Here is an 18,393-nt window from a genome sequence, read left to right as displayed (position 1 = left end):
ATGTCGTCGGAGCGAAAGGGTCCGCACCGATTCCCCGCCGGAATCAAGCGCTTGCCTGCCTGCCCGACAGGCAGGCAACGGCTGCGAAATGCTTGCGTCACTGTCACCGGCACTGAACACACCTCCCCCTATAACAAAGCTGAGCCTGCAACCCGGCAGGCCCGGAGGAGACACGCATGAACGACAACCGCATCGAAGGCACCGAACACCAGGTCAAGGGCGCCGTGAAGGAAGGCGTCGGCAAGCTGACCGGCAATACCTCGAAGGAAGTTGCTGGCAACCTCGAAAAGAATGCCGGCAAGGTGCAGAAGAACATTGGCCAGGCGCAGGACGAGATCGAGGATACGGACGACTGAGGTAGCGCCCGGTCGCGGGTTGCGGGCGGTCGGCCATAACGACTGACACGCAACCATCACCCGCGCCCGCGAAACATACCGGCATGGCCACCGGCCATGCCGGTCGGGGCCTTACCGGGAAGCGCCCATGAAAACCCGCTGCGTATTCAGCACCCCCGACATCTCGACCGCGCGTGCCGTGATGGCCGCGGCCCGCCAGGCCGGCATTCCAGACAACGACCTCTCGCTGATCGCCCGCGAGGACATCGAGCTTCAACAGATTCCTGACCACCTGATGGTAGGGCGAACCGACTTCTATCCCGCCGCCGCGCGCGGCGCGGCCTGCGGCGGTGGCGCGGGCATATTGCTTGGACTGATCGCCGTCGCGGTGCCGCCACTGGGCGTCACGCTGGCCGGCGGTGCTGCCATCGCGCTGGCGGGCGCGGCGGTCGGTTGCTGGACCGGCGCATTGGTCGGCACCGATGTGCCCGATGCGGTGCACCGCAAGTTCAAGGACGAGATCGATGCCGGGCGCATCCTGGTGATCATTGATGCCACCCGCGACAACCTCACCGCCGCCTGCCCGGGCGTGCTAGCCACGGGAGCGAAGCACCTGCCGCTGCACGCGCACCCGGAGGTGCCCCAGCTGGCTGCCTGAAGCGGAACGTCAGGCGCGGTGGTAAGGGTGGCCGGCCAGCAGCGTGCTGGCGCGATAGAGCTGCTCTGCCAACACGAGTCGAACCAGCATGTGCGGCAGCGTGAGCGGGCCGAGCGACCACCGCTGATCGGCGCGCGCCAGCACTTCGGGGGCGTGGCCGTCGGGCCCGCCGATGAGGAAGGCCAGGTCGCGCCCGGCCATGCGCCAGTTCGCCAGTTGGGCGGCCAATTCCTCGCTGGACCAAGGCTTGCCGCGGCCATCCAGCGCGATCACATGCGTATCGCGCGAAAGTGCGGCGAGGATCGCCACGCCTTCGTCGTGCATGGCGCGTGCGTCGTCGCGACCCTTGCCGCGGGCACCGGGTTTTAGCTCCACCAGTTCCAGCGGCAGCTCGTGCGAAAGGCGCTTGCGGTATTCGGCGAAGCCCTCCGCCACCCAGGCGGGCATGCGTTCGCCGATGGCAAGTAAACGTGCTCGCATGTTTCAACCAGGCAAAGCGGCGCGCAGCGCCACGTTCGCTTCCTCTCCCCTCGGGGGAGAGGATTGAGGTGAGGGGCCGGGGCTCGCGGGGATCGTCATCGCAGGGGTGTCTTGAAAAGCTGCGCGCGCTTCGCGCCAACCAGGTCGCAAGAGCGGCCCCTCACCCCAGCCATCTTCCCAGCGGGGAAAGGGAGCCAGGCGTGCGCTTCGTTGGTAGTGGATCGCAAGAGCGATCCCACTTCGGCTCTCTCCACAAGGGAGAGGAACAATGGCGTCAGCCAGCGTTCGCCGCATCCATCCCCGACTCGCGGTCGCCGACGGTCCACAACCGCTCCAGGCCGTAGAACTCGCGGATGCGCGGCAGCATGACGTGGACGATCACGTCACCGAGGTCAACCAGCACCCACTCCGCTTCCTGCTCGCCCTCGACGCCCAGCGGCATCACGCCCGCCTTCTTGGCGAACTTGACCACTTCGTCGGCAATGGATTTGACGTGGCGGGCCGAGGTGCCCGAGGCAATGACCAGCAGGTCGGCGATGGATGTCTTGCCGCGGACGTCGATCTCGCGGATGTCCTTGGCCTTGAGTTCTTCCAGCGCGTCGATCACGTGCTTGCGCAGGTTGGTGGTATCGACCGCCTTCTTGGCGGCGACGGAAGGCTGGCTACGGGAAGACGTACTCAAGCGGGGGTGCCTCGGGGCGTACTCAGGGCGCGAAATGGCGCCAGGGCAGTATACCCGGGGTAACTCCATGGCACGTCAAGCGGGCGTGCAGCCGGCCGCGGCGTACTCGTCCATCAGCACGCGGACCAGTCCGGCGGCGGGCATCGGGCGCACCAGCGCCGCGGCCTGGCCGCACCATTCGGACAGCAGGTCGCCTCGCCCGGCGGCCGCGGCCGCACGGCGCAGGGGGGCGGTCAGCGCGTTGAGGATCGGGTACGGTGGCAACTCGCCGGCAAACGGCTGCATGGCTTCCACGAAACGGTTGTTGAGGCCGCGCGCGGCGCGGCCGGAGAAGCTGTAGATCGTGCCAATGCGATGGTCCTGTGCTTGCGGCAGGTCGCGCTTCCACGCCTCCGCCGCGGCCGATTCCGGGCAGGCCAGGAAGGCAGTGCCGAGCTGGCTTGCGTCGGCGCCGAGCAACTCCGCCGCACGCATGCCGCGACCGTTCATGATCCCGCCGGCGGCGATCACCGGGATGTCCACCGCAGCGACGGTAAGTGGCAACAGCGCGAACAGGCCGACCATCGCCTCCTCCGCCGCATGCAGGAAAGTGCCGCGATGCCCGCCCGCCTCGGCACCCTGCGCGCACACGGCATCGGCGCCACGCTCGGCCCACGCACGCGCTTCCGCCACGCTGGTGGCGGTGCCGACCACGCGGATGCCCGCTGCCTGCAGTTCCCGCACCTGCGCCGTGGCGAGCACGTCGAAGGCGAAGCTAGCCACCGCGGGGCGCGCCTCGCGCAGCGCGGCGAGCTGGTCGGAGAAACGCGGCGCCCATCGGGCGGGAACCTCGGTGCGCACGTCCAGCCCTTCGCAGGCCATCAACGCGTCGAGCCGCCGCCGGGTCATCGCCACCTGTGCGTCGTCCGCGACGAAGTCGTCGGGCAGCACGAAGAGGTTGATGGCGAACGGCCTGTCCGTGGCGGCGCGGATCTGCGCGGCCTGGTCGAGCAACGCCTGCGGCTCCAGGTAACCCGCGCCCAGCGAACCCAGGGCACCGGCGCCGCTGACCGCGGCCACCAGCGCCGGCGTGTTGGAACCGGACATCGGCGCCTGGATCAGCGGATGCGCGACGCCCAGCGAACGAAGGAAGACGGACATGGCGGGCTCCTCGACGGCAGGACGCCATTGTCGCGCCGGATCAGGCGGCGCGGTGCTGCTCGCCGGCCAGCGCGTACATCCGCTCGAGTTCCCGCTCCAGCGCACCGGCCATCGCCGCACCGCGCTGGGTGAACAGGTCGGCAAGCAGCCGGTAATAGGTCAACGTGCCGTCGCGGCCGCCGGTAAAGCGGTCGAACACGCCCTGGCCGACCTCCGGTCGCTCCAGGTCGCCGACGATCGCACGCGCGTTGTGCAGCTTGTCGCAGCCGGACACCAGCAGCATGTCGTCCGAGGCGTGGGCCAGGTGGTTGAGATAGGCCTGCTTGCGCCGCAACCAGTCGCGGCGGCGGGCACCGTGGTCGTCGAAGCCGGCCTTCGCTTCGGCGGTGCCGTCGGTGCAGCCGAGCACGATGGCCAGCACCCGTTCGCCGAAGCGCTCGCCGACCGCCACGGCGTGCGACTCGCCGCAATCCTCCACCACGTCGTGCAACAGGCCGGCGATCGCCTGGTCCTCGTCGCCGCCGTGCTCGAGCACCAGGCTGGCCACGGCCAGCAGGTGCTGGATGTACGGGATGGCGGTGCCCTTGCGGGTCTGGCCGGCGTGGGCGATGCGCACGTAGTCGACGGCGGCGGTGAAGCGTTCGCTGAGCATGGCTGTCCTCCCTGAAAGACGACAGCCTGTACCGGGCTTGTCTCAGGGAGCGCGACGGACCTCGGGCGCAAGCAGGCGTCCGCCCAGCGCGGCGTTCACCCCGACCACCACGGCGACCGCCAGCACGTGCATCGCCAGGTCGGTGGCGGCCGCGTCGAACGCATGGCAGATCTCCAGCAGGCTGGCCGAGGCGGCAGCGCTGGCCAGGCCGACCATCACCGCCGTCAGTACCGGCCGCAGCGGACAGGCGCGGCGCAGCAGCACGACCAGCAACGCCGACAGCGGCACCGAGAAGCCGATGATGAAGAACAGGCAATCGCCCGCCTCCGGTGCGCTGGCGATATGCGTGGCCGGCGCGATCCAGCCGCGCAGGCAACCCAGTCCGCTTGCGCCGATCCATAGCAGCGCGGGCGCCAGTGGCAACCAGGCCCAGGCAGCCCGGCGGCCCGGCACGCCCAACGCGAAGGCGGCCCAGGCCGCGGTGATGGCGGTGAGTGCCGCGCCCAGCCCGGCCCAGCCCAGATCCGGCGCCCCGGCCCAGCGCGCCAGCATCGGCGTGGCGCCATAGCGGGCGAACAGCGCGAGCGCGAAGACCGCGACCACCGCCAGCCAACCCAGCGTGCGCAGCCACGGCGGACGCAGCCGGCGCACCGGCGCCAGCTCGGCGCCGAGCGAGGCGATCAGCTGATCGTGGGCGTGCGGGTCGGCCATCGCTTCAATCGTCTCCATGGATGCGGCCGCGCAGCGCTTTGAGCGCGCGATGCAGGTTGACCTTCAGTGCGCCGGTGCTGCGGCCGGTGCGCGCGGAGGCTTCCTCCAGCGAAAGCTCCTTCAGGCCCAGCTGTTCGACCGCCTCGCGCTGGCCCGGCGGCAGGTCGGCGATCGCCGCTCGCAGGCGGTCCGCCTGCTGCGCGCGATCGCTCTCGCTGCTGGCATCCCGTTCGTCCGGATGCAGGGCGACGGCCGTCTCGTCGCCGATCTCGCGACGTGCCTGCCGGCCACTGCGGCGCAGGCCGTCGATCGCGCGCCGGGCCGCCAGCGCGGACAGCCAGGCGTCGTAGGAACGGGAAGGATCGTAGGTGTGGCGTACGCGGTGGACGGTGAGCAGGGTTTCCTGGACGACGTCGTCCAGATGGTCGTGGGCCACGCCCTGGCGACGCGCGACCGCGCGGACCAGCGCCACCGAATCGGCCAGCACGCGCTCGTAGGCACGACGGTCGCCCGCCTGCGCGGCGGCCATCCACGCGGCGCGGCGGCGTTCGGGATTGTCGCTGGCAGGATCGGCAGGCACGGCCGGGTCGACGCTCGCCCAGGGGAAGGAGCGATCATCTAGGACCATGGTGCCGGTGGCGGTCAAGCCCGGCATGGCACAAACCTGTGGGGCATGCCCGGCATTCGCTGCATCCGGCCGCGCGGTTACCCCCGTAGGAAACGAGGCGGCACAGGATGGGCTTCAGTCCGCCGGCCTTCACGGTCCTCGGAGCGGGTGGGCCGAAGTCCGCCCTGCGTAACCGGCCCGGACTCACCGTCGAATACCCAGCCACACTCCCATGGAACCTCATCCCATGCTGTTGCTGATTCTCGCCTACCTGGGCGGCGTACTGACCATCCTGAGCCCCTGCATCCTCCCGGTGCTGCCGTTCGTATTCGCGCGCGCCGACCGGCCTTTCGCGCGCAACGGCCTGCCGATGCTGCTCGGCATGGCGCTCACCTTCGCGCTGGTCGCCAGCCTGGCGGCGGTGGGCGGTAGCTGGGCGATCCGCGCCAACCAATACGGCCGCGTCGTCGCGCTGGTGGTGCTGGCCTTGCTCGGCCTTACCCTGCTTTCCACGCGGCTGGCCGAATGGATGACGCGGCCGTTCGTGGCGCTGGGCAACCGGCTGTCGCAGCGTTCGGATGGCGAGGGCTCGGTGTTGTCGGCCGCCGGCCTGGGCATTGCCACCGGCCTGCTGTGGGCGCCCTGCGCGGGTCCGATCCTGGGCCTGCTGCTGACGGGCGCGGCGCTGAACGGCGCCAGCGTCCAGACCACGCTGCTGCTGCTCACCTATGCCGCCGGCGCGGCCACCTCGCTGGCGCTGGCGCTGCTGATCGGCGGCCAGGTGTTCGCCCTGATGAAGCGCTCGCTCGGCGCCGGCGAATGGGTACGCCGCGCACTCGGCGTGCTGGTGCTGGCCGGCGTGGCGGCGATCGCGCTGGGACTGGACACCGGCCTGCTCACCCGCGTCGCGCTCGCCAACACCGGTGGCCTGGAGCAGAAGCTGCTCCAGGCCACACGTCCGCCGCCCGCGCCCGAACCCATGCACCAGGCCGGTGCGCCGCTCCCGGTGGAAGGCGAGATGCCTTCGCTGGCCGGCGCCACCGGCTGGCTCAACACGCCGCCGCTCACGCGCGAATCGCTGCGCGGCAAGGTGGTGGTGGTCGATTTCTGGACCTACTCCTGCATCAACTGCCTGCGCTCGCTGCCCTATGTGCGCGGCTGGTACGACAAGTACAAGGACCACGGCCTGGTGGTCGTCGGCGTGCATGCGCCGGAGTTCGCGTTCGAGAAGGAACCGGCCAACGTGGCGCGTGCGATTAGGGAACTGGGGGTGGACTACCCCGTGGCGCTCGACAACGACTACGCCATCTGGAAAGGCTTCGACAACCAGTACTGGCCGGCGCACTACTTCATCGATGCGAAGGGCAACATCCGCGCACATCACTTCGGCGAGGGCGACTACGCACAGAGCGAGGACACCATCCGCCAGCTGCTCACCGAGGCCGGCTACCGCGACCTGCCCGGCGGCCATGTGCAACCCGGCAGCCAGGGCGCGCAGGCGGCTGGCTCCGGCGACCCGATGCGCTCGCCGGAAACCTACGTCGGCTATGCCCGCAGCGCGCACTTCGCCGGTGGCCCGGTTGCCCACGACGACGCCTGGACCTATCACGCTCCTGCCACGCTGATGTCCGGCCAGTGGTCGCTGGACGGGCGCTGGACCGCGCACGCGGAAAACGCCGAGCTCGAACGTGCGGGCGGACGCATCGTCTACCGCTTCCGCGGCCGCGACCTGCACCTTGTCCTGGGCCCCGGCGCCAACGGCAAACCCGTGCGCTTCCGCATCACCCTGGATGGCAAGCCGCCGGGAGAGGATCACGGCATGGACGTCGACGCGGAGGGTTACGGCACCGTCACCGAGCAACGCCTGTACCAGCTGGTGCGCCAGAAGCACGGCAACGGCGAGCGCCTGTTCGAAATCACCTTCCTCGACCCGGGCGTGCGCGCGTACGCCTTCACCTTCGGCTGATCCTTTTCGGAGGTTGCCATGTCCCGAACCAACGACATCGCCGCCATGGAACGGCGCCGCTTCCTGGGTGCCGTGCTCGCCGGCGGCACACTCGCCGCGGTGGGCGGCGGCGTGCTGATCCCGCGGCTGTCCGCACGTTCCGCGCCGGCAGCTCCCGTCGCCGCGAGCGGCCGTGACCTGCTGCTGGAATGTTTCGCCGACGACGGCCATCGGCTCGGTCCCTGCCACGTGCGCAAGCTCGTGCTGACCGACGCGCAGTGGCGAGAGCGCCTGCCCGAGGCGTCCTACGTCGTCATGCGCCGCAACGGCACCGAGCGTGCCTTCAGCGGAGCCCACGAGAAACCGCCGGTGCCCGGCCTGTTCCGATGCCTGGCCTGCGACACCGCGCTCTACGACGCCGCCACCGAGTTCGACTCCGGCACCGGCTGGCCCAGCTTCTGGCAGCCGATCGCCACGCAGAACGTCATCGAGAGCACCGACCGGATGTTCGGCTGGGAGCGCACGGCGATAGGTTGCGCCGGCTGCGACAGCCACCTGGGCCACGTTTTCACCGACGGCCCCGAGCCGACCGGGCTGCGTTACTGCATGAACTCGGTGGCGTTGCGCTTCGTGCCGCGAGTCGGCTGAGCGGGCGCTACATGTCCCGACGGTAGACGACGAAGCCCGAGCGCTCGGCCAGTTTGTCGTACAGGGCCATGGCCGTGGCATTGCCTTCGTGCGTCTGCCAGTACACCCGCGAGCAACCGGCCGCGCGCGCACGGTCGTAGACCGCTTCGACCAGCGCACGCCCTACCCCGCGTCCGCGCGCGGCGGGCGCGGTGAACAGGTCCTGCAGGTAGCAGCTGGGCTCGATGCGGATCGTGCTCCGGTGGAACAGATAGTGCGCCAGGCCCAGCAACTCGCCGTCGGCCTCGGCCACCAGCGCATGCACGGGCTCGTAGGCATCGAAGAAGCGCGACCAGCTCATCGCGGTGACCTCGGCCGGCAGCGCGGTTGCGCCTGCGCGTCCGTATAAGGCGTTGTAGCCGTCCCACAAGGAAAGCCACGCGTCGTGGTCGGCATGCGCCACGCTTCGGACGGTAACGGTCACGGGGGCCCCTCCTGGAAACCGTGCTCGCGGTACGGCGCCAGCAGGGCCGGATCGTCGAACAGTGCCTCGGGCAGCAGGTAGCGCGGATCGCGGCCGGCCGCGAGCAGGTCGCGGATGCGGGTGGCCGAGATGTCCAGCGGTGTCACGTCCAGTTCGACGATTTTTCCCGAAGGCTGTCCCCGCAGCCGGCGCGGATCGGCGACCTGACGCGCAACCACCTGTTCGGCCAGCTCTGCCGGCCATTGGCGCGCGACACCCGGGCGCGAAAGCACGCCGATGTGCGCGGCCTCGAAGAGCGCGTACCACCGATGCCAGCCCGGCAGGCCGGCGAAGGCATCGGCGCCCAGCAGCAGCACGATCGGCCGGTCACCCTCCTCCGCACGCAACTCGGCCAGCGTGTCGACCGTATACGACGGACCGCCGCGGGCCAGCTCGCGGGTGTCCAGGCCGAGCCGGTCCTGCCCGCGCAATGCCGCGCGAAGCATGGCCACGCGGGTGGTGGCATCGGCGATCGGTGGCGGCCGGTGCGGGGGCACGGCGGCGGGCATCAGGCGCACCTCGGCGTCGAGCAGTTCGGCCGCCTCCCACGCCACCGCCAGGTGGGCAATGTGGATGGGGTCGAAGGTGCCGCCGAGGATGGCTAATGGACGCATGGTGCCTTGGCTCCCTCTCCCCGCCGGGGAAGGAATTGGTATGAGGGGCCACGCCGCGTCACGACGGCATTCGCGCGAGTGATCATGCTGTTTTGCCGCCAGGCATGAGGAGACTTCGAGGCAAGCCCACCCCCCTCACCCGAGCCTCTCCCCGACGGCGAGAGGGAGCAAAAGGCGCGCTCACCCCAGCGCCGCGGCGGCCCGCGGCTCGGCGATGGCGGCGATCAGCCGCTCGGCTTCCAGCCACGGCTCGCCCCACTCACGACCCTTGGCCATGCGATCGATGCGCGAGGCCCGGGCCAGGCAGGCCAGCCAGTGCTCGCGTGGCGCGCGACGGAGGGCCTTGCGGAAGAGTTGCTCGCGCGCCGGCCACAACCGCTCGGCGCGCGCCTGCGCGGCAAAATCGCGCGCGTTGGCCAGGCGCAGCGCGAGCTGCAGCTGGTTGACCAGCCAGCCCATCAGCGGGATCAGGTCCTCGCCCTCGCCGCGCAGGCCGGCCAGGATGCGCAGCGCGCGGCCGCCGTCGCCGGCGAAAGCGGCATCGGTGAGCTTGAACGCGTCATAGCGGGCACTGTCGGCGACCAGGTTTTCCATCTCGACCGCGTCGATGCGACCGCTGCCGTGCAGGACGACCAGCTTGTCGATCTCCTGCGCCGCGGCGAGCAGGTTGCCCTCCACCCGTTCGGCGAGCAGTGCGGCGGCATCGGGCGTCGCGGCAAGCCCGCGTGAGGCGAGCCGCGCGCCGATCCACGACGACCATTCCTGCGGCTTGGGGGCGTTGAACACCGCCAGCACGCCGGCGGCGTCCACCTGTTTGGTCCACGCCCCCTCGTGCTTGTTGCTCCACTCCACCGCGGTGATCAGCAGGGTCACGTCCGGCGGCGGGTCGGCGCAGAACGCGGTGATCGCCTTCGCACCCTCCACGCCCGGCCGCCCGGTCGGCAGGCGCAGGTCGAGCAGGCGGCGGCTGGCGAACAGCGACATGCCCGCGGCCGAGCGCGCCAGGTCGTCCCAATCGAAATGCTGACCGGCCTCGAGCACCTCGCGTTCGGCGTAGCCCAGTTCACGGGCACGCGCGCGCAGCGCATCGGCCGCTTCCAGCACCAGCAGTTCCTCGCCCGCCAGCAGGTACACCGGCGACAGGCGATCGGACGCCAGCACCTTGTTCCACTGGGCGGGCGAGAGCGGCATGTCAGCCCGCGCTGGACGCCGCGGCCGGTTCGGCCAGCTGGTGGCGACCGGCCGCCTGCAGGCGGAACAGGATCGCCTGCACCATGTCGTCGTTGAGGCTGCGGCGGATTTCCTCCACCTGTGCATCGGTGCCGACGGTGTTGAGCGCGTCGTAGCTGAAGTCGCGTGACATGTCGACGCGCTGCTGCGGCACCAGCGCCTGCCCGTTGCTGTCGTCGACCTCGAAGCGCACCTGGTAGCGGACCGTGTACTCGGTGACGCGGGCGCCACCGCTGACGCTCAGCGTGTCGGTGTCGAACGCGGCGACGGGAACCTTCAGCTCGGCGATGCCCGGGCCGCCCTCGTCCTCGAGGGTGACGCCGGAATCCTCCAGCGCACGGGCCAGGTCGCGCTGCAGGCTGCCGCCGCCGTTGACGGTCAGGTGCATGCGCTGCATCGAGGTCGGCAGCGCGGCGCTCTGGCGCAGGTGAAAGCCGCACGCCGACAGCGCGAGGGTGCAGACCAGCAGCGAGGCTCGGAACAGACGGTTCATGGGGCTCATCCCGCGACGATGTTGACGATCTTGCCTGGCACGACGATCACCTTGCGCACGGCCAGTCCTTCCAGATGCGCCTGCACCTGCGGCTGGGCGCGCGCCATGGCTTCGGCCTCTTCCTTCGACACGTTGGCCGACACCTCGATGGTAGCGCGCAGCTTGCCGTTGACCTGCACGGCCAGGGTGACCGTGTCGCGCACCAGCGCGGACGGGTCCGGCTGCGGCCAGGGCTCGTTCTCCAGCACCGTCTCGGGGTGGCCCAACACCTGCCACAGCGCGTGGCTGATATGCGGCACCACCGGGTTGAGCAGCAGCACCATCGCCTCCAGCGCCTCGTGGCGAACCGCACGGCCTTCCTCGCTCATGTCGGTGAACTTGCCCAGTGCGTTGAGCAGTTCCATCAGCGCGGCGATGGCGGTGTTGAAAGAGTGCCGGCGGCCGAGGTCGTCGCCGACCTTCTGGATGGCTTCGTGCAGCTGACGGCGCATGGCCTTCTGGCCGGCGTCGAGCGCGGCCGGGTCGACCACCGGATGGTCCGGCTGCGACGCGTGCGTGGTCACCTCGCGCCAGAAGCGGCGCAGGAAGCGGGCCATGCCCTCCACGCCCGCCTCGCTCCACTCCAGTGACTGTTCCGGCGGCGCGGCAAACATGGAAAACAGGCGCACCGTGTCGGCGCCGAACTTCTCCACCATCGCCTGCGGGTCGACGCCGTTGTTCTTGGATTTGGACATCTTCTCGACGCCGCCGATCTGCGCCGGCCGGCCGTCTGCCTTGAGCCGCGCGCCCACGACGCGTGCCCGCTCGTCGCGCTCGATCTCGACGTCGGCGGGATTGATCCAGTCCTTCGAACCGTCACCGTTTTCGCGATAGAAGGTTTCGGCGATCACCATGCCCTGGCACAGCAGGTTGGTGGCCGGCTCGTCGGAGTGCACGAGGCCCGCGTCGCGCAACAGCTTGTGATAGAAGCGGAAGTACAGCAGGTGCAGGATCGCGTGCTCGATGCCGCCGATGTACTGGTCCACCGGCAGCCAGTAGTTGGCGCGCGCGTCGACTTGGGCCTGGGCGCCCGGGCTGGTGTAGCGGGCGTAGTACCAGCTCGACTCCATGAAGGTGTCGAAGGTGTCCGTCTCGCGCTCGGCCGCGCCGCCGCACTGCGGGCAGGCGCACTTGCGCCACTCCGGATCGGCCTTGATCGGCGATTGCACGACGCCGCTCGTGGCAAAGGCGTTCTCCACGTCCTCGGGCAGCACCACCGGCAACTGGTCTTCCGGCACCGGGACGGCGCCGCACTTGCCGCAGTAGATCACCGGGATCGGGCAGCCCCAATAGCGCTGGCGGCTGACGCCCCAGTCGCGCAGGCGCCAGTTCACGCGACGCTGCCCCTTGCCGTCGCGCTCCAGCCGATCGGCGATGCCGTCGAACGCCTGGACGAAGTCGAGTCCGTCGTAATCACCGGAGTTCACCAGGATACCGCGCTCGGTCCAGGCGGCGTCTTCGTGGATGCGGCGCTCGAATTCCTGCACCGTGCGCAGCGCGGCCGAGGTTTCGTAGGCGTCGGTGTCGCTTCCGTGCAGCGCCGCACGCATGGGATTTGCCCCCACGCCCTGGCGCAGGTCGTGGCCGATCTCGGCCAGCGCGTCGACGACGCCCCGGTCGACGATCACCATCCGAATCGGCAGCGAATACTTCTGCGCGAACTCCCAGTCGCGCTGGTCGTGCCCGGGCACCGCCATCACGGCGCCGGTGCCGTAGCCCATCAGCACGAAGTTGGCCACCCACACGGGGATCGGCTCGCCGGTAACCGGATGGATCGCGCGCAGGCCGGTGTCCATGCCGCGCTTGTCCTGGGTTTCCAGCTCGGCTTCGGACACGCCACCGTGCTTGAGCTCTTCCAGAAACGCGGACAACCGCTCATTGCCCTGCGCCGCCTTGAGCGCCAGCGGATGCTCGCCGGCGATCGAGACGAAGGAGACGCCCATCAAGGTGTCGGGGCGCGTCGTGAACACGGTCAGCGGTTCGCGCTCGCCCTCCACGGCAAAGTGGATTTCCAGGCCCTCGGAGCGACCGATCCAGTTGCGCTGCATGGTCTTGACCGCGTCGGGCCAGCCCGGCAGCGTGTCCAGGCCAGCGAGCAGTTCCTGCGCGTAGTCGGTGATCTTCAGGAACCACTGCGGGATCTCGCGCTTTTCCACCAGCGCGCCCGAACGCCAGCCGCGGCCGTCGATCACCTGCTCGTTGGCGAGCACGGTCTGGTCGACCGGATCCCAGTTCACCACCGCGTTCTTGCGGTAGGCCATGCCCTTCTTCATCAACCGCGTGAACATCAGCTGTTCCCAGCGGTAGTACTCGGGTCGGCAGGTGGCGAACTCGCGCGTCCAGTCGTAGGCGAAGCCCATGCGCTTCAACTGCTCGCGCATGTGCTCGATGTTCTTGTAGGTCCACTTGGCCGGCGCGGTCCGGTTCTTGATCGCGGCGTTCTCGGCGGGCAGGCCGAACGCATCCCAGCCCATCGGCTGCAGCACGTTCTTGCCGTTCATGCGCTGATAGCGGCTGATCACGTCGCCGATGGTGTAGTTGCGCACGTGGCCCATGTGCAGCGCGCCGGACGGATACGGCAGCATCGAAAGACAGTAGAACTTGGGCCGGGAGGCGTCCTCGACGACCTCGTAGGCGTGGTTTGCGCTCCAGTACTGCTGCGCGGCGGTTTCCACCGCCTGCGGCTGGTAGCCCTGTTCGTTCGAAGCCTGTTCGTGGGAGTCCTGCATGTGTCCGGTGCCGTTGCTGTGGGGCTCGCGCGGCCGGTCGGGAAGGCCGCGGCGGGAACCCGTCAGCCTAGCCCAGCGCCCGCTTGGAGCCAAGAAGAAAGCCGTGGTTTGGGCACCCCGGCGTCGGGTGGGCTTCAGCCCACCGCTTTCCCCACGCGTACTGCGGTGGGGAGAGGCCCACCCTACGGGCTGGGGCAGGCAGTCGGCTTGGCCGCCGCGACGGGTCCGGCGATCCGGGCGATCTCTCCGGCGAGCCTGGCCAGTGCCTGCTGGTGGCCTTCGACCAGCGCGCCGTAACCGGCCCCGACGGGCTCGCGGATCTGGCTGGTGCAGGCGAGCGTGGCGTCGCCCTGCAACTGGCGCACGGTCCAGGCGGCGTCCACCAGCGCGTAGTCGCCGGGTGCCGAATCGAACCGCCGCAGGTCGACCTTGATGCGCAGCCGCGGCTTGCTGCCGCCGGGCATGCCGGTGGCGTCCCGGGCGTGCAGCGCTTGGGACAGATCGGCCGACAACGCGGCCCTCACCTCATCGGCCAGGGGCGCGATCCAGCGTTCGCCTGACAGCGGGGCTACGCTCTGCCCGCCCTGGCGGATCACCAGTTGGGGCTGGTCGACCTGGGCGGGAATGCCGACCGGCATCAATTCGAAGTCGAAAGGCGCACGGCTCGCCGTGCCGGCATCCGCCGGCGCCGGCGCCAGCAACGTGTAGTAGTGCGCCGGCTCGGAGGCGCAGCCGGCCAGCCCCAGCGCCAGCGCGGCGGCCAGCAGGTGTCGCGTGCGGATCATGGCTTGCTCCCTTGCCGGGCGGACGGACGGGTTCGTTCGGGTTGCGCCGGTGGCGGATCGTCCGGCCGGCCACGGATGAGGGCCTCCGGATGCACGCCCAGGTAATCGGTCAGCGCGCGCAGCGAACGGGCCATGCGTTGCAACTCGCCCAGCGTGCTGCCGAGGTTCTGCTGCAGCGGCGAATCGGCCGACAGCGCGTTGTCGGCGCTGCCCAGCGTTCGCTGCGCGCCCTTGAGCGTGCCCCTGAGCTCGGGCAACACGCCGCCGTTGACCTGCTTGAGCGTGCGGTCCAGGTCCGCCAGCGTCTGGTCCAGGTTGTGCCCGATGCTGTCGAACGGAATCTTCTGCACCTTGGTGACGATGTCCGCCAGCTGCTCCTGCAGCTTGTCGAAGCTGCCCGGCGCGGTGGGCAGTTCGATCGGCGTCGCGGCCAGGTCGAAGCTCGCCTTGGGCGCCTTGGGCACGAAGTCCAGCGCGATGTAGAGCTGTCCGGTCAGCAGGTTGCCGGTGCGCGCCTGCGCACGCAGGCCATGCGCGACCAGCGGTCCGAACATGCGCGCCAGGTCGACGCGCCCGTCCTTCATGCCCGCCTGCGCGGCGAGCTTGTCGTAGGCATGGCCTAGCCGCTGCGGGTACACCACCGCACCGACGGTGAGCGGGAAGCGCGAGTGTTTCGCGTCGTAGTCCATGGTGAGGGATACGACCTTGCCGATGTTCACACCCAGGAACTCCACCGGCGCGTCCACCGCCAGACCTCGCAGCGACTGGTTGAAGCGCATCCGGATGTAGCGCGGCGGTCCGTCCGGCGGCGCCATGGCGGTGGCCTCGTCACCGAACAGCGCAAAGTCGGCGTCCTCGGGCGCCGGGGTCGCATCGTGCGGACCGCGCGGTTCCTCGAACGCCACGCCGCCGGCGATCACCGTCGCCAGCGACTGCGTGTTGAGCTTCAGCCCGTTGGCCCCGAGCGAGACGTCGACGCCGCTGGCATTCCAGAACCGCGTCCCACGGGTGACGAAGCGGTCGTTCGGCCCGTCGATGAAGATGCGCAGCGATACGCCCTTGCCGTCCTTGTCCAGCGTATAGGACGACACGCGGCCTACCTGGATGCGGCGGTAGTACACGGGCGAGCCGGTATCGAGCGAGCCAAGGTCGTCGGTGTGCAGCACGAAGCTCTTGCCGGGCGCGCCATGCAGCACCGCCGGCGGCGCTTCCAGGCCGGCGAACTCGTACTGCTCTTCCTTCGAATCGCCCACGTCGGTGCCGATGAAGGCGCCCGAAAGCAGCGTATCCACGCCCGACACACCGCCCAGGCCGATGCGCGGACGCACCACCCAGTAACGCGTACCCTTGGTGGCGAAGCTCTCGGCGCTCTTGTTCAGCGCGACCGTGACGCGCACCCGCTCGCGGTCCTCGGTCAGGTCCAGGCCGGTGACCTTGCCGATCACTACGTTCTTGTACTTGACCGGGGTCTTGCCGGACTCCAGGCCCTCAGCGGTCTGGAAGGTGATGGTGATCTCTGGCCCCGCCTGCAGCCAGGCGTGCACCACCAGCGACAGGCCTACCAGCGCGGCCAGTACCGGCACCAGCCAGATCAGCGAAAGGCTGAAGCGGTGCTTGCGCACCACCGGCTCGGGCAAGTCCTCGCGCGGGGTCTGCTCAATCATCGTCGGGTCCATCCCACATCAATCGGGGGTCGAAACTCATGGAGGAGAACATCGTAAGTATCACGGTCAGGCCGAAGAACACCACGCCCGGCAATGGTTCGACCTGGCTGAAAAAGCCGAAGCGCACCAGCGCGGTAAGCAATGCCACCACGAACACGTCCAGCATCGACCAGTAGCCGATGAACTCCACCGCCCGGTAAAGCTTGGCACGCTGGCGCAACGCCCATCGGCTGTGGCGCCGGGTGCTCGCCAGCAACGTGCCCAGCACCAGGAACTTGGTCATCGGCACCACGATCGAGGCGGTGAACACGATCACCGCCAGGCTCGGCGAACCCTTGACCCACAGTTCCACCACGCCGCTGATGATGGTGTTGTCGTCGATGTCGCCCAGGCTCACCGTGCGCATGATCGGCAACAGGTTCGCGGGGATGTAAAGGATGAACGCAGCCACCAGCAGCGCCCAGGTGCGGGCGATGCTGTCGCGCTTGCGCCGGTGCAGCGCCGCGCCGCAGCGCGGGCAGGCCGCGTCGTCGCCCGTCGGCGCGAGGCAGACCAGCCCGCACACGTGGCAGCCGATGATGCCCAGTTCCGCTGCGCGCGGCGCGCGGCTCATTGGTCCGGCTCCGTCATGTCCCACAGCGAGCGCAGGTCGATCCCGGAGAACACCGTGATCAACAGCATCAACACGCCATAGGCCCAGATGCCAGGATCCGGCTGCACGTCGAAATAGGCGTGCGCCTTGACGATGGACACGATCGCGCCGAGCACGAAAACCTCGCTCATCGTCCACGGCTGGAGGTAGTACAGCGACTTCATGATGGACGCGAAGCCGGGCGCACGCCGGCCGTCGCGGGCGAAGAAGAGCACCCAGCCCAGCATCAGCATCTTGTTCAGCGGGAAAAAGAACAGCGTAGCGGCGGCGATCACCGCCACGATCGGCGCCCCCTGGCCCCACATCTTCAGGATGATGCCCCACAGCGTGGCGCTGCTCTGCTGCGAACCCAGGCCCAGGGTGACCACCGGCCACACGTTGGCAATCAGGAACACGATCAGCGCCGTGAGCACCAGCGCCAGCATGCCGCCCGCGTTGAGCACGTGGTAACGAGCCAGCAACGCCCCGCAGCGCACGCAGCGCATGGTCTCGCCCCGCGCCAACGCGTGGTTGCGGTGCACCGTGTCGCAGTGCTCGCAGATCAGCAACGGGCTGGACGGCGCGTGCGGCCGTGCCGACGCGGGGTCATCCGTCGCGTCGATGCGGGCCAGGCCGTGCTCGGGCGTGCTCATCGGCCTATTCTCGCAAATCGCGCGCCCGAGGGATGCCGCCGCCACGCCACTGCCGGCAAGCAACATGATGCTCGCAGGAGCCGACTCCCGGGCGATGCTTCCCGGCCGAACAGCGCGCCGGTGCATGCCGGCGCCTCCCGCCCTCTTGATATGCTGGCCGGCGCCCCGATGTGGGACCTTCCTTCCCTGGAGATCTCAAGTGACCGCCGCTGCCCAAGCCCACGTCTTCGACATCGATACGGCCAACTTCGAGACCGAGGTGCTGCGCGCCTCGATGACCACGCCGGTGCTGGTGGATTTCTGGGCGACCTGGTGCGGCCCGTGCAAGACGCTGGGCCCCATGCTCGAGAAGCTTGCCGCCGAGTACAACGGCGCGTTCCGCCTGGGCAAGGTCGACGTGGACAAGAACCAGGAGCTGGCTGCGATGTTCGGCATCCGCTCCATCCCTACCGTCATGATGGTCAAGGACGGGCAACTGCTCGACGGCTTCGCCGGCGCATTGCCCGAGGGCGAGCTGCGCGAGTTCCTCTCGCGCCACGTGCAGCCGCTGGGGGACGAAGTCCCCGCCGAGCCCGAGGCAGTGGAGGAAGAAGACCCCGCGCAGGCGATCAACCGCCTGCAGCAGGAGATCGCCGCCGCGCCCGATCGCGCCGAACTCAAGCTCGACCTGGCACTCGCACTGATGCGCAACGGCCAGGCCGACGCCGCCGTAGCGGAGCTCAACGCGCTGCCGGCGAACCTCGCCACCGATGCGCGCGCCGTGCGCCTGCGCAGCCAGCTGGACCTGGCCCGCGCACTGCAAGGCGCGCCCTCCTTGACCGAATTGCGTGAGCGTGTGCAGGCCGATCCGACCGACTGGGCCGCACGCGACCTGCTCGGCGTGCGGCTACTGCTGGAAGACGATCCTGCCGCCGGCCTGGACCAGTTCCTGGCGATCCTGGAAAAGGCGCGCGACTGGAACGAAGGTGGCGCGAAGAAGCGCCTGCTGGCCGCCTTTGCCACGCTGGACGATGCAGAGCTGGTGGGCCGCTATCGCCGGCGCATGGCCTCGCTGCTGTTCTGACAGCCGCAAGGTAGCGAACCACCTGCAGGAGCGCACGGTGCGCGATCGGGAAGCCCGCGGGTCGCGCACAGGTCCGCTCCTGCAAAGCGGACCCATACGCACGCGTACGCTAGACTGGCGTTTTTGCCGGCT

Annotated in this window: 20 protein-coding genes; 5 read left to right on the top strand and 15 right to left on the bottom strand. The window is 69.5% G+C overall.

Features of this window, described 5'->3' with window-relative positions:
• The first annotated feature begins 176 nt into the window (after positions 1-176).
• Entirely contained in the window at positions 177-356 is a 180-nt protein-coding gene (locus ACFWZ4_RS09650; protein WP_231324637.1) for a CsbD family protein, read from the top strand.
• Between the two features lie 127 nt (positions 357-483).
• A complete protein-coding gene (locus ACFWZ4_RS09645; protein ID WP_439704473.1) occupies positions 484-993 on the top strand; it encodes a hypothetical protein in 510 nt (169 codons plus the stop codon).
• Positions 994-1,002: 9 nt separating this feature from the next.
• Here ACFWZ4_RS09645 and rlmH read toward each other — a convergent pair whose 3' ends face one another.
• The 6 genes from rlmH to ACFWZ4_RS09615 form a co-directional block, all read right to left on the bottom strand.
• The gene (rlmH, locus tag ACFWZ4_RS09640) at positions 1,003-1,473 is read right to left on the bottom strand and encodes a 23S rRNA (pseudouridine(1915)-N(3))-methyltransferase RlmH (RefSeq protein ID WP_439704472.1); all 471 of its coding nucleotides are present in this window, start codon (positions 1,471-1,473) and stop codon (positions 1,003-1,005) included.
• A 274-nt stretch (positions 1,474-1,747) separates the two neighbouring features.
• Complete coding sequence (gene rsfS / locus ACFWZ4_RS09635; RefSeq protein WP_231325915.1) at positions 1,748-2,092, bottom strand: ribosome silencing factor; 345 nt, start codon at positions 2,090-2,092, stop codon at positions 1,748-1,750.
• A 138-nt stretch (positions 2,093-2,230) separates the two neighbouring features.
• Positions 2,231-3,295 carry an NAD(P)H-dependent flavin oxidoreductase gene (locus ACFWZ4_RS09630; RefSeq protein ID WP_439704471.1) on the bottom strand — a complete coding sequence of 355 codons (1,065 nt, stop codon included), beginning with the start codon at positions 3,293-3,295 and terminating at the stop codon, positions 2,231-2,233.
• A 40-nt stretch (positions 3,296-3,335) separates the two neighbouring features.
• The gene (locus ACFWZ4_RS09625; protein WP_439704470.1) at positions 3,336-3,947 is read right to left on the bottom strand and encodes an HD domain-containing protein; all 612 of its coding nucleotides are present in this window, start codon (positions 3,945-3,947) and stop codon (positions 3,336-3,338) included.
• Positions 3,948-3,989: 42 nt separating this feature from the next.
• A complete protein-coding gene (locus ACFWZ4_RS09620; protein WP_439704469.1) occupies positions 3,990-4,676 on the bottom strand; it encodes an NrsF family protein in 687 nt (228 codons plus the stop codon).
• Complete coding sequence (locus tag ACFWZ4_RS09615; protein WP_439704609.1) at positions 4,663-5,187, bottom strand: RNA polymerase sigma factor; 525 nt, start codon at positions 5,185-5,187, stop codon at positions 4,663-4,665. The genes ACFWZ4_RS09620 and ACFWZ4_RS09615 overlap by 14 nt, the downstream gene beginning before the upstream one ends.
• A 325-nt stretch (positions 5,188-5,512) precedes the next feature.
• On the opposite strand from ACFWZ4_RS09615, the gene ACFWZ4_RS09610 reads away from it, so the two are divergent.
• Together ACFWZ4_RS09610 and msrB are read left to right on the top strand one after the other, a co-directional pair.
• Entirely contained in the window at positions 5,513-7,231 is a 1,719-nt protein-coding gene (locus ACFWZ4_RS09610; protein WP_439704468.1) for a cytochrome c biogenesis protein DipZ, read from the top strand.
• An 18-nt stretch (positions 7,232-7,249) separates the two neighbouring features.
• Complete coding sequence (gene msrB, locus ACFWZ4_RS09605) at positions 7,250-7,858, top strand: peptide-methionine (R)-S-oxide reductase MsrB (RefSeq protein WP_439704467.1); 609 nt, start codon at positions 7,250-7,252, stop codon at positions 7,856-7,858.
• Positions 7,859-7,865: 7 nt separating this feature from the next.
• Here msrB and ACFWZ4_RS09600 read toward each other — a convergent pair whose 3' ends face one another.
• The 9 genes from ACFWZ4_RS09600 to ACFWZ4_RS09560 form a co-directional block, all read right to left on the bottom strand.
• Entirely contained in the window at positions 7,866-8,321 is a 456-nt protein-coding gene (locus tag ACFWZ4_RS09600; RefSeq protein WP_439704466.1) for a GNAT family N-acetyltransferase, read from the bottom strand.
• Positions 8,318-8,974, bottom strand: coding sequence for a nicotinate-nucleotide adenylyltransferase (gene nadD / locus ACFWZ4_RS09595; protein ID WP_439704465.1), 657 nt, complete (start codon positions 8,972-8,974; stop codon positions 8,318-8,320). The genes ACFWZ4_RS09600 and nadD overlap by 4 nt, the downstream gene beginning before the upstream one ends.
• Positions 8,975-9,154: 180 nt before the next feature.
• A complete protein-coding gene (holA, locus tag ACFWZ4_RS09590) occupies positions 9,155-10,165 on the bottom strand; it encodes a DNA polymerase III subunit delta (protein WP_439704464.1) in 1,011 nt (336 codons plus the stop codon).
• A 1-nt stretch (position 10,166) separates the two neighbouring features.
• The gene (locus ACFWZ4_RS09585) at positions 10,167-10,697 is read right to left on the bottom strand and encodes an LPS-assembly lipoprotein LptE (RefSeq protein ID WP_439704463.1); all 531 of its coding nucleotides are present in this window, start codon (positions 10,695-10,697) and stop codon (positions 10,167-10,169) included.
• Between the two features lie 5 nt (positions 10,698-10,702).
• Complete coding sequence (gene leuS / locus ACFWZ4_RS09580) at positions 10,703-13,465, bottom strand: leucine--tRNA ligase (RefSeq protein WP_439704462.1); 2,763 nt, start codon at positions 13,463-13,465, stop codon at positions 10,703-10,705.
• Positions 13,466-13,647: 182 nt separating this feature from the next.
• Positions 13,648-14,250, bottom strand: a complete 603-nt coding sequence (locus ACFWZ4_RS09575; protein WP_439704461.1) for a PqiC family protein — start codon at positions 14,248-14,250, stop codon at positions 13,648-13,650.
• The gene (locus ACFWZ4_RS09570) at positions 14,247-15,914 is read right to left on the bottom strand and encodes an intermembrane transport protein PqiB (RefSeq protein ID WP_439704460.1); all 1,668 of its coding nucleotides are present in this window, start codon (positions 15,912-15,914) and stop codon (positions 14,247-14,249) included. Before ACFWZ4_RS09570 ends, ACFWZ4_RS09575 begins: the two co-directional genes overlap by 4 nt.
• Complete coding sequence (locus tag ACFWZ4_RS09565; RefSeq protein WP_439704459.1) at positions 15,907-16,527, bottom strand: paraquat-inducible protein A; 621 nt, start codon at positions 16,525-16,527, stop codon at positions 15,907-15,909. The genes ACFWZ4_RS09570 and ACFWZ4_RS09565 overlap by 8 nt, the downstream gene beginning before the upstream one ends.
• Entirely contained in the window at positions 16,524-17,198 is a 675-nt protein-coding gene (locus ACFWZ4_RS09560; protein WP_439704458.1) for a paraquat-inducible protein A, read from the bottom strand. The genes ACFWZ4_RS09565 and ACFWZ4_RS09560 overlap by 4 nt, the downstream gene beginning before the upstream one ends.
• A gap of 199 nt (positions 17,199-17,397) precedes the next feature.
• On the opposite strand from ACFWZ4_RS09560, the gene trxA reads away from it, so the two are divergent.
• Positions 17,398-18,261: a thioredoxin gene (trxA, locus tag ACFWZ4_RS09555; RefSeq protein ID WP_439704457.1), complete on the top strand. Its 864-nt coding sequence runs from the start codon at positions 17,398-17,400 to the stop codon at positions 18,259-18,261.
• Positions 18,262-18,393: the final 132 nt, after the last annotated feature.

It is taken from the genome of Frateuria sp. GZRe12 (assembly GCF_051900535.1).
Taxonomy (GTDB): Bacteria; Pseudomonadota; Gammaproteobacteria; order Xanthomonadales; family Rhodanobacteraceae; genus Frateuria_A.
The sequence above is the reverse complement of the archived record's forward strand: the minus strand, read 5'-3'. Positions and strand labels throughout refer to the sequence as shown.

What these genes read in the sequence shown, in the direction of transcription:
- ACFWZ4_RS09650 (WP_231324637.1), top strand. Translation starts at nt 177, where the DNA reads ATGAACGACAACCGCATCGAAGGCACCGAACACCAGGTCAAGGGCGCC.
- ACFWZ4_RS09645 (WP_439704473.1), top strand. Translation starts at nt 484, where the DNA reads ATGAAAACCCGCTGCGTATTCAGCACCCCCGACATCTCGACCGCGCGT.
- rlmH (WP_439704472.1), bottom strand. Translation starts at nt 1,473, where the DNA reads ATGCGAGCACGTTTACTTGCCATCGGCGAACGCATGCCCGCCTGGGTG.
- ACFWZ4_RS09630 (WP_439704471.1), bottom strand. Translation starts at nt 3,295, where the DNA reads ATGTCCGTCTTCCTTCGTTCGCTGGGCGTCGCGCATCCGCTGATCCAG.
- ACFWZ4_RS09625 (WP_439704470.1), bottom strand. Translation starts at nt 3,947, where the DNA reads ATGCTCAGCGAACGCTTCACCGCCGCCGTCGACTACGTGCGCATCGCC.
- ACFWZ4_RS09620 (WP_439704469.1), bottom strand. Translation starts at nt 4,676, where the DNA reads ATGGAGACGATTGAAGCGATGGCCGACCCGCACGCCCACGATCAGCTG.
- ACFWZ4_RS09615 (WP_439704609.1), bottom strand. Translation starts at nt 5,187, where the DNA reads ATGGCCGCCGCGCAGGCGGGCGACCGTCGTGCCTACGAGCGCGTGCTG.
- ACFWZ4_RS09610 (WP_439704468.1), top strand. Translation starts at nt 5,513, where the DNA reads ATGCTGTTGCTGATTCTCGCCTACCTGGGCGGCGTACTGACCATCCTG.
- msrB (WP_439704467.1), top strand. Translation starts at nt 7,250, where the DNA reads ATGTCCCGAACCAACGACATCGCCGCCATGGAACGGCGCCGCTTCCTG.
- nadD (WP_439704465.1), bottom strand. Translation starts at nt 8,974, where the DNA reads ATGCGTCCATTAGCCATCCTCGGCGGCACCTTCGACCCCATCCACATT.
- holA (WP_439704464.1), bottom strand. Translation starts at nt 10,165, where the DNA reads ATGCCGCTCTCGCCCGCCCAGTGGAACAAGGTGCTGGCGTCCGATCGC.
- ACFWZ4_RS09585 (WP_439704463.1), bottom strand. Translation starts at nt 10,697, where the DNA reads ATGAACCGTCTGTTCCGAGCCTCGCTGCTGGTCTGCACCCTCGCGCTG.
- leuS (WP_439704462.1), bottom strand. Translation starts at nt 13,465, where the DNA reads ATGCAGGACTCCCACGAACAGGCTTCGAACGAACAGGGCTACCAGCCG.
- ACFWZ4_RS09575 (WP_439704461.1), bottom strand. Translation starts at nt 14,250, where the DNA reads ATGATCCGCACGCGACACCTGCTGGCCGCCGCGCTGGCGCTGGGGCTG.
- ACFWZ4_RS09570 (WP_439704460.1), bottom strand. Translation starts at nt 15,914, where the DNA reads ATGATTGAGCAGACCCCGCGCGAGGACTTGCCCGAGCCGGTGGTGCGC.
- ACFWZ4_RS09565 (WP_439704459.1), bottom strand. Translation starts at nt 16,527, where the DNA reads ATGAGCCGCGCGCCGCGCGCAGCGGAACTGGGCATCATCGGCTGCCAC.
- ACFWZ4_RS09560 (WP_439704458.1), bottom strand. Translation starts at nt 17,198, where the DNA reads ATGAGCACGCCCGAGCACGGCCTGGCCCGCATCGACGCGACGGATGAC.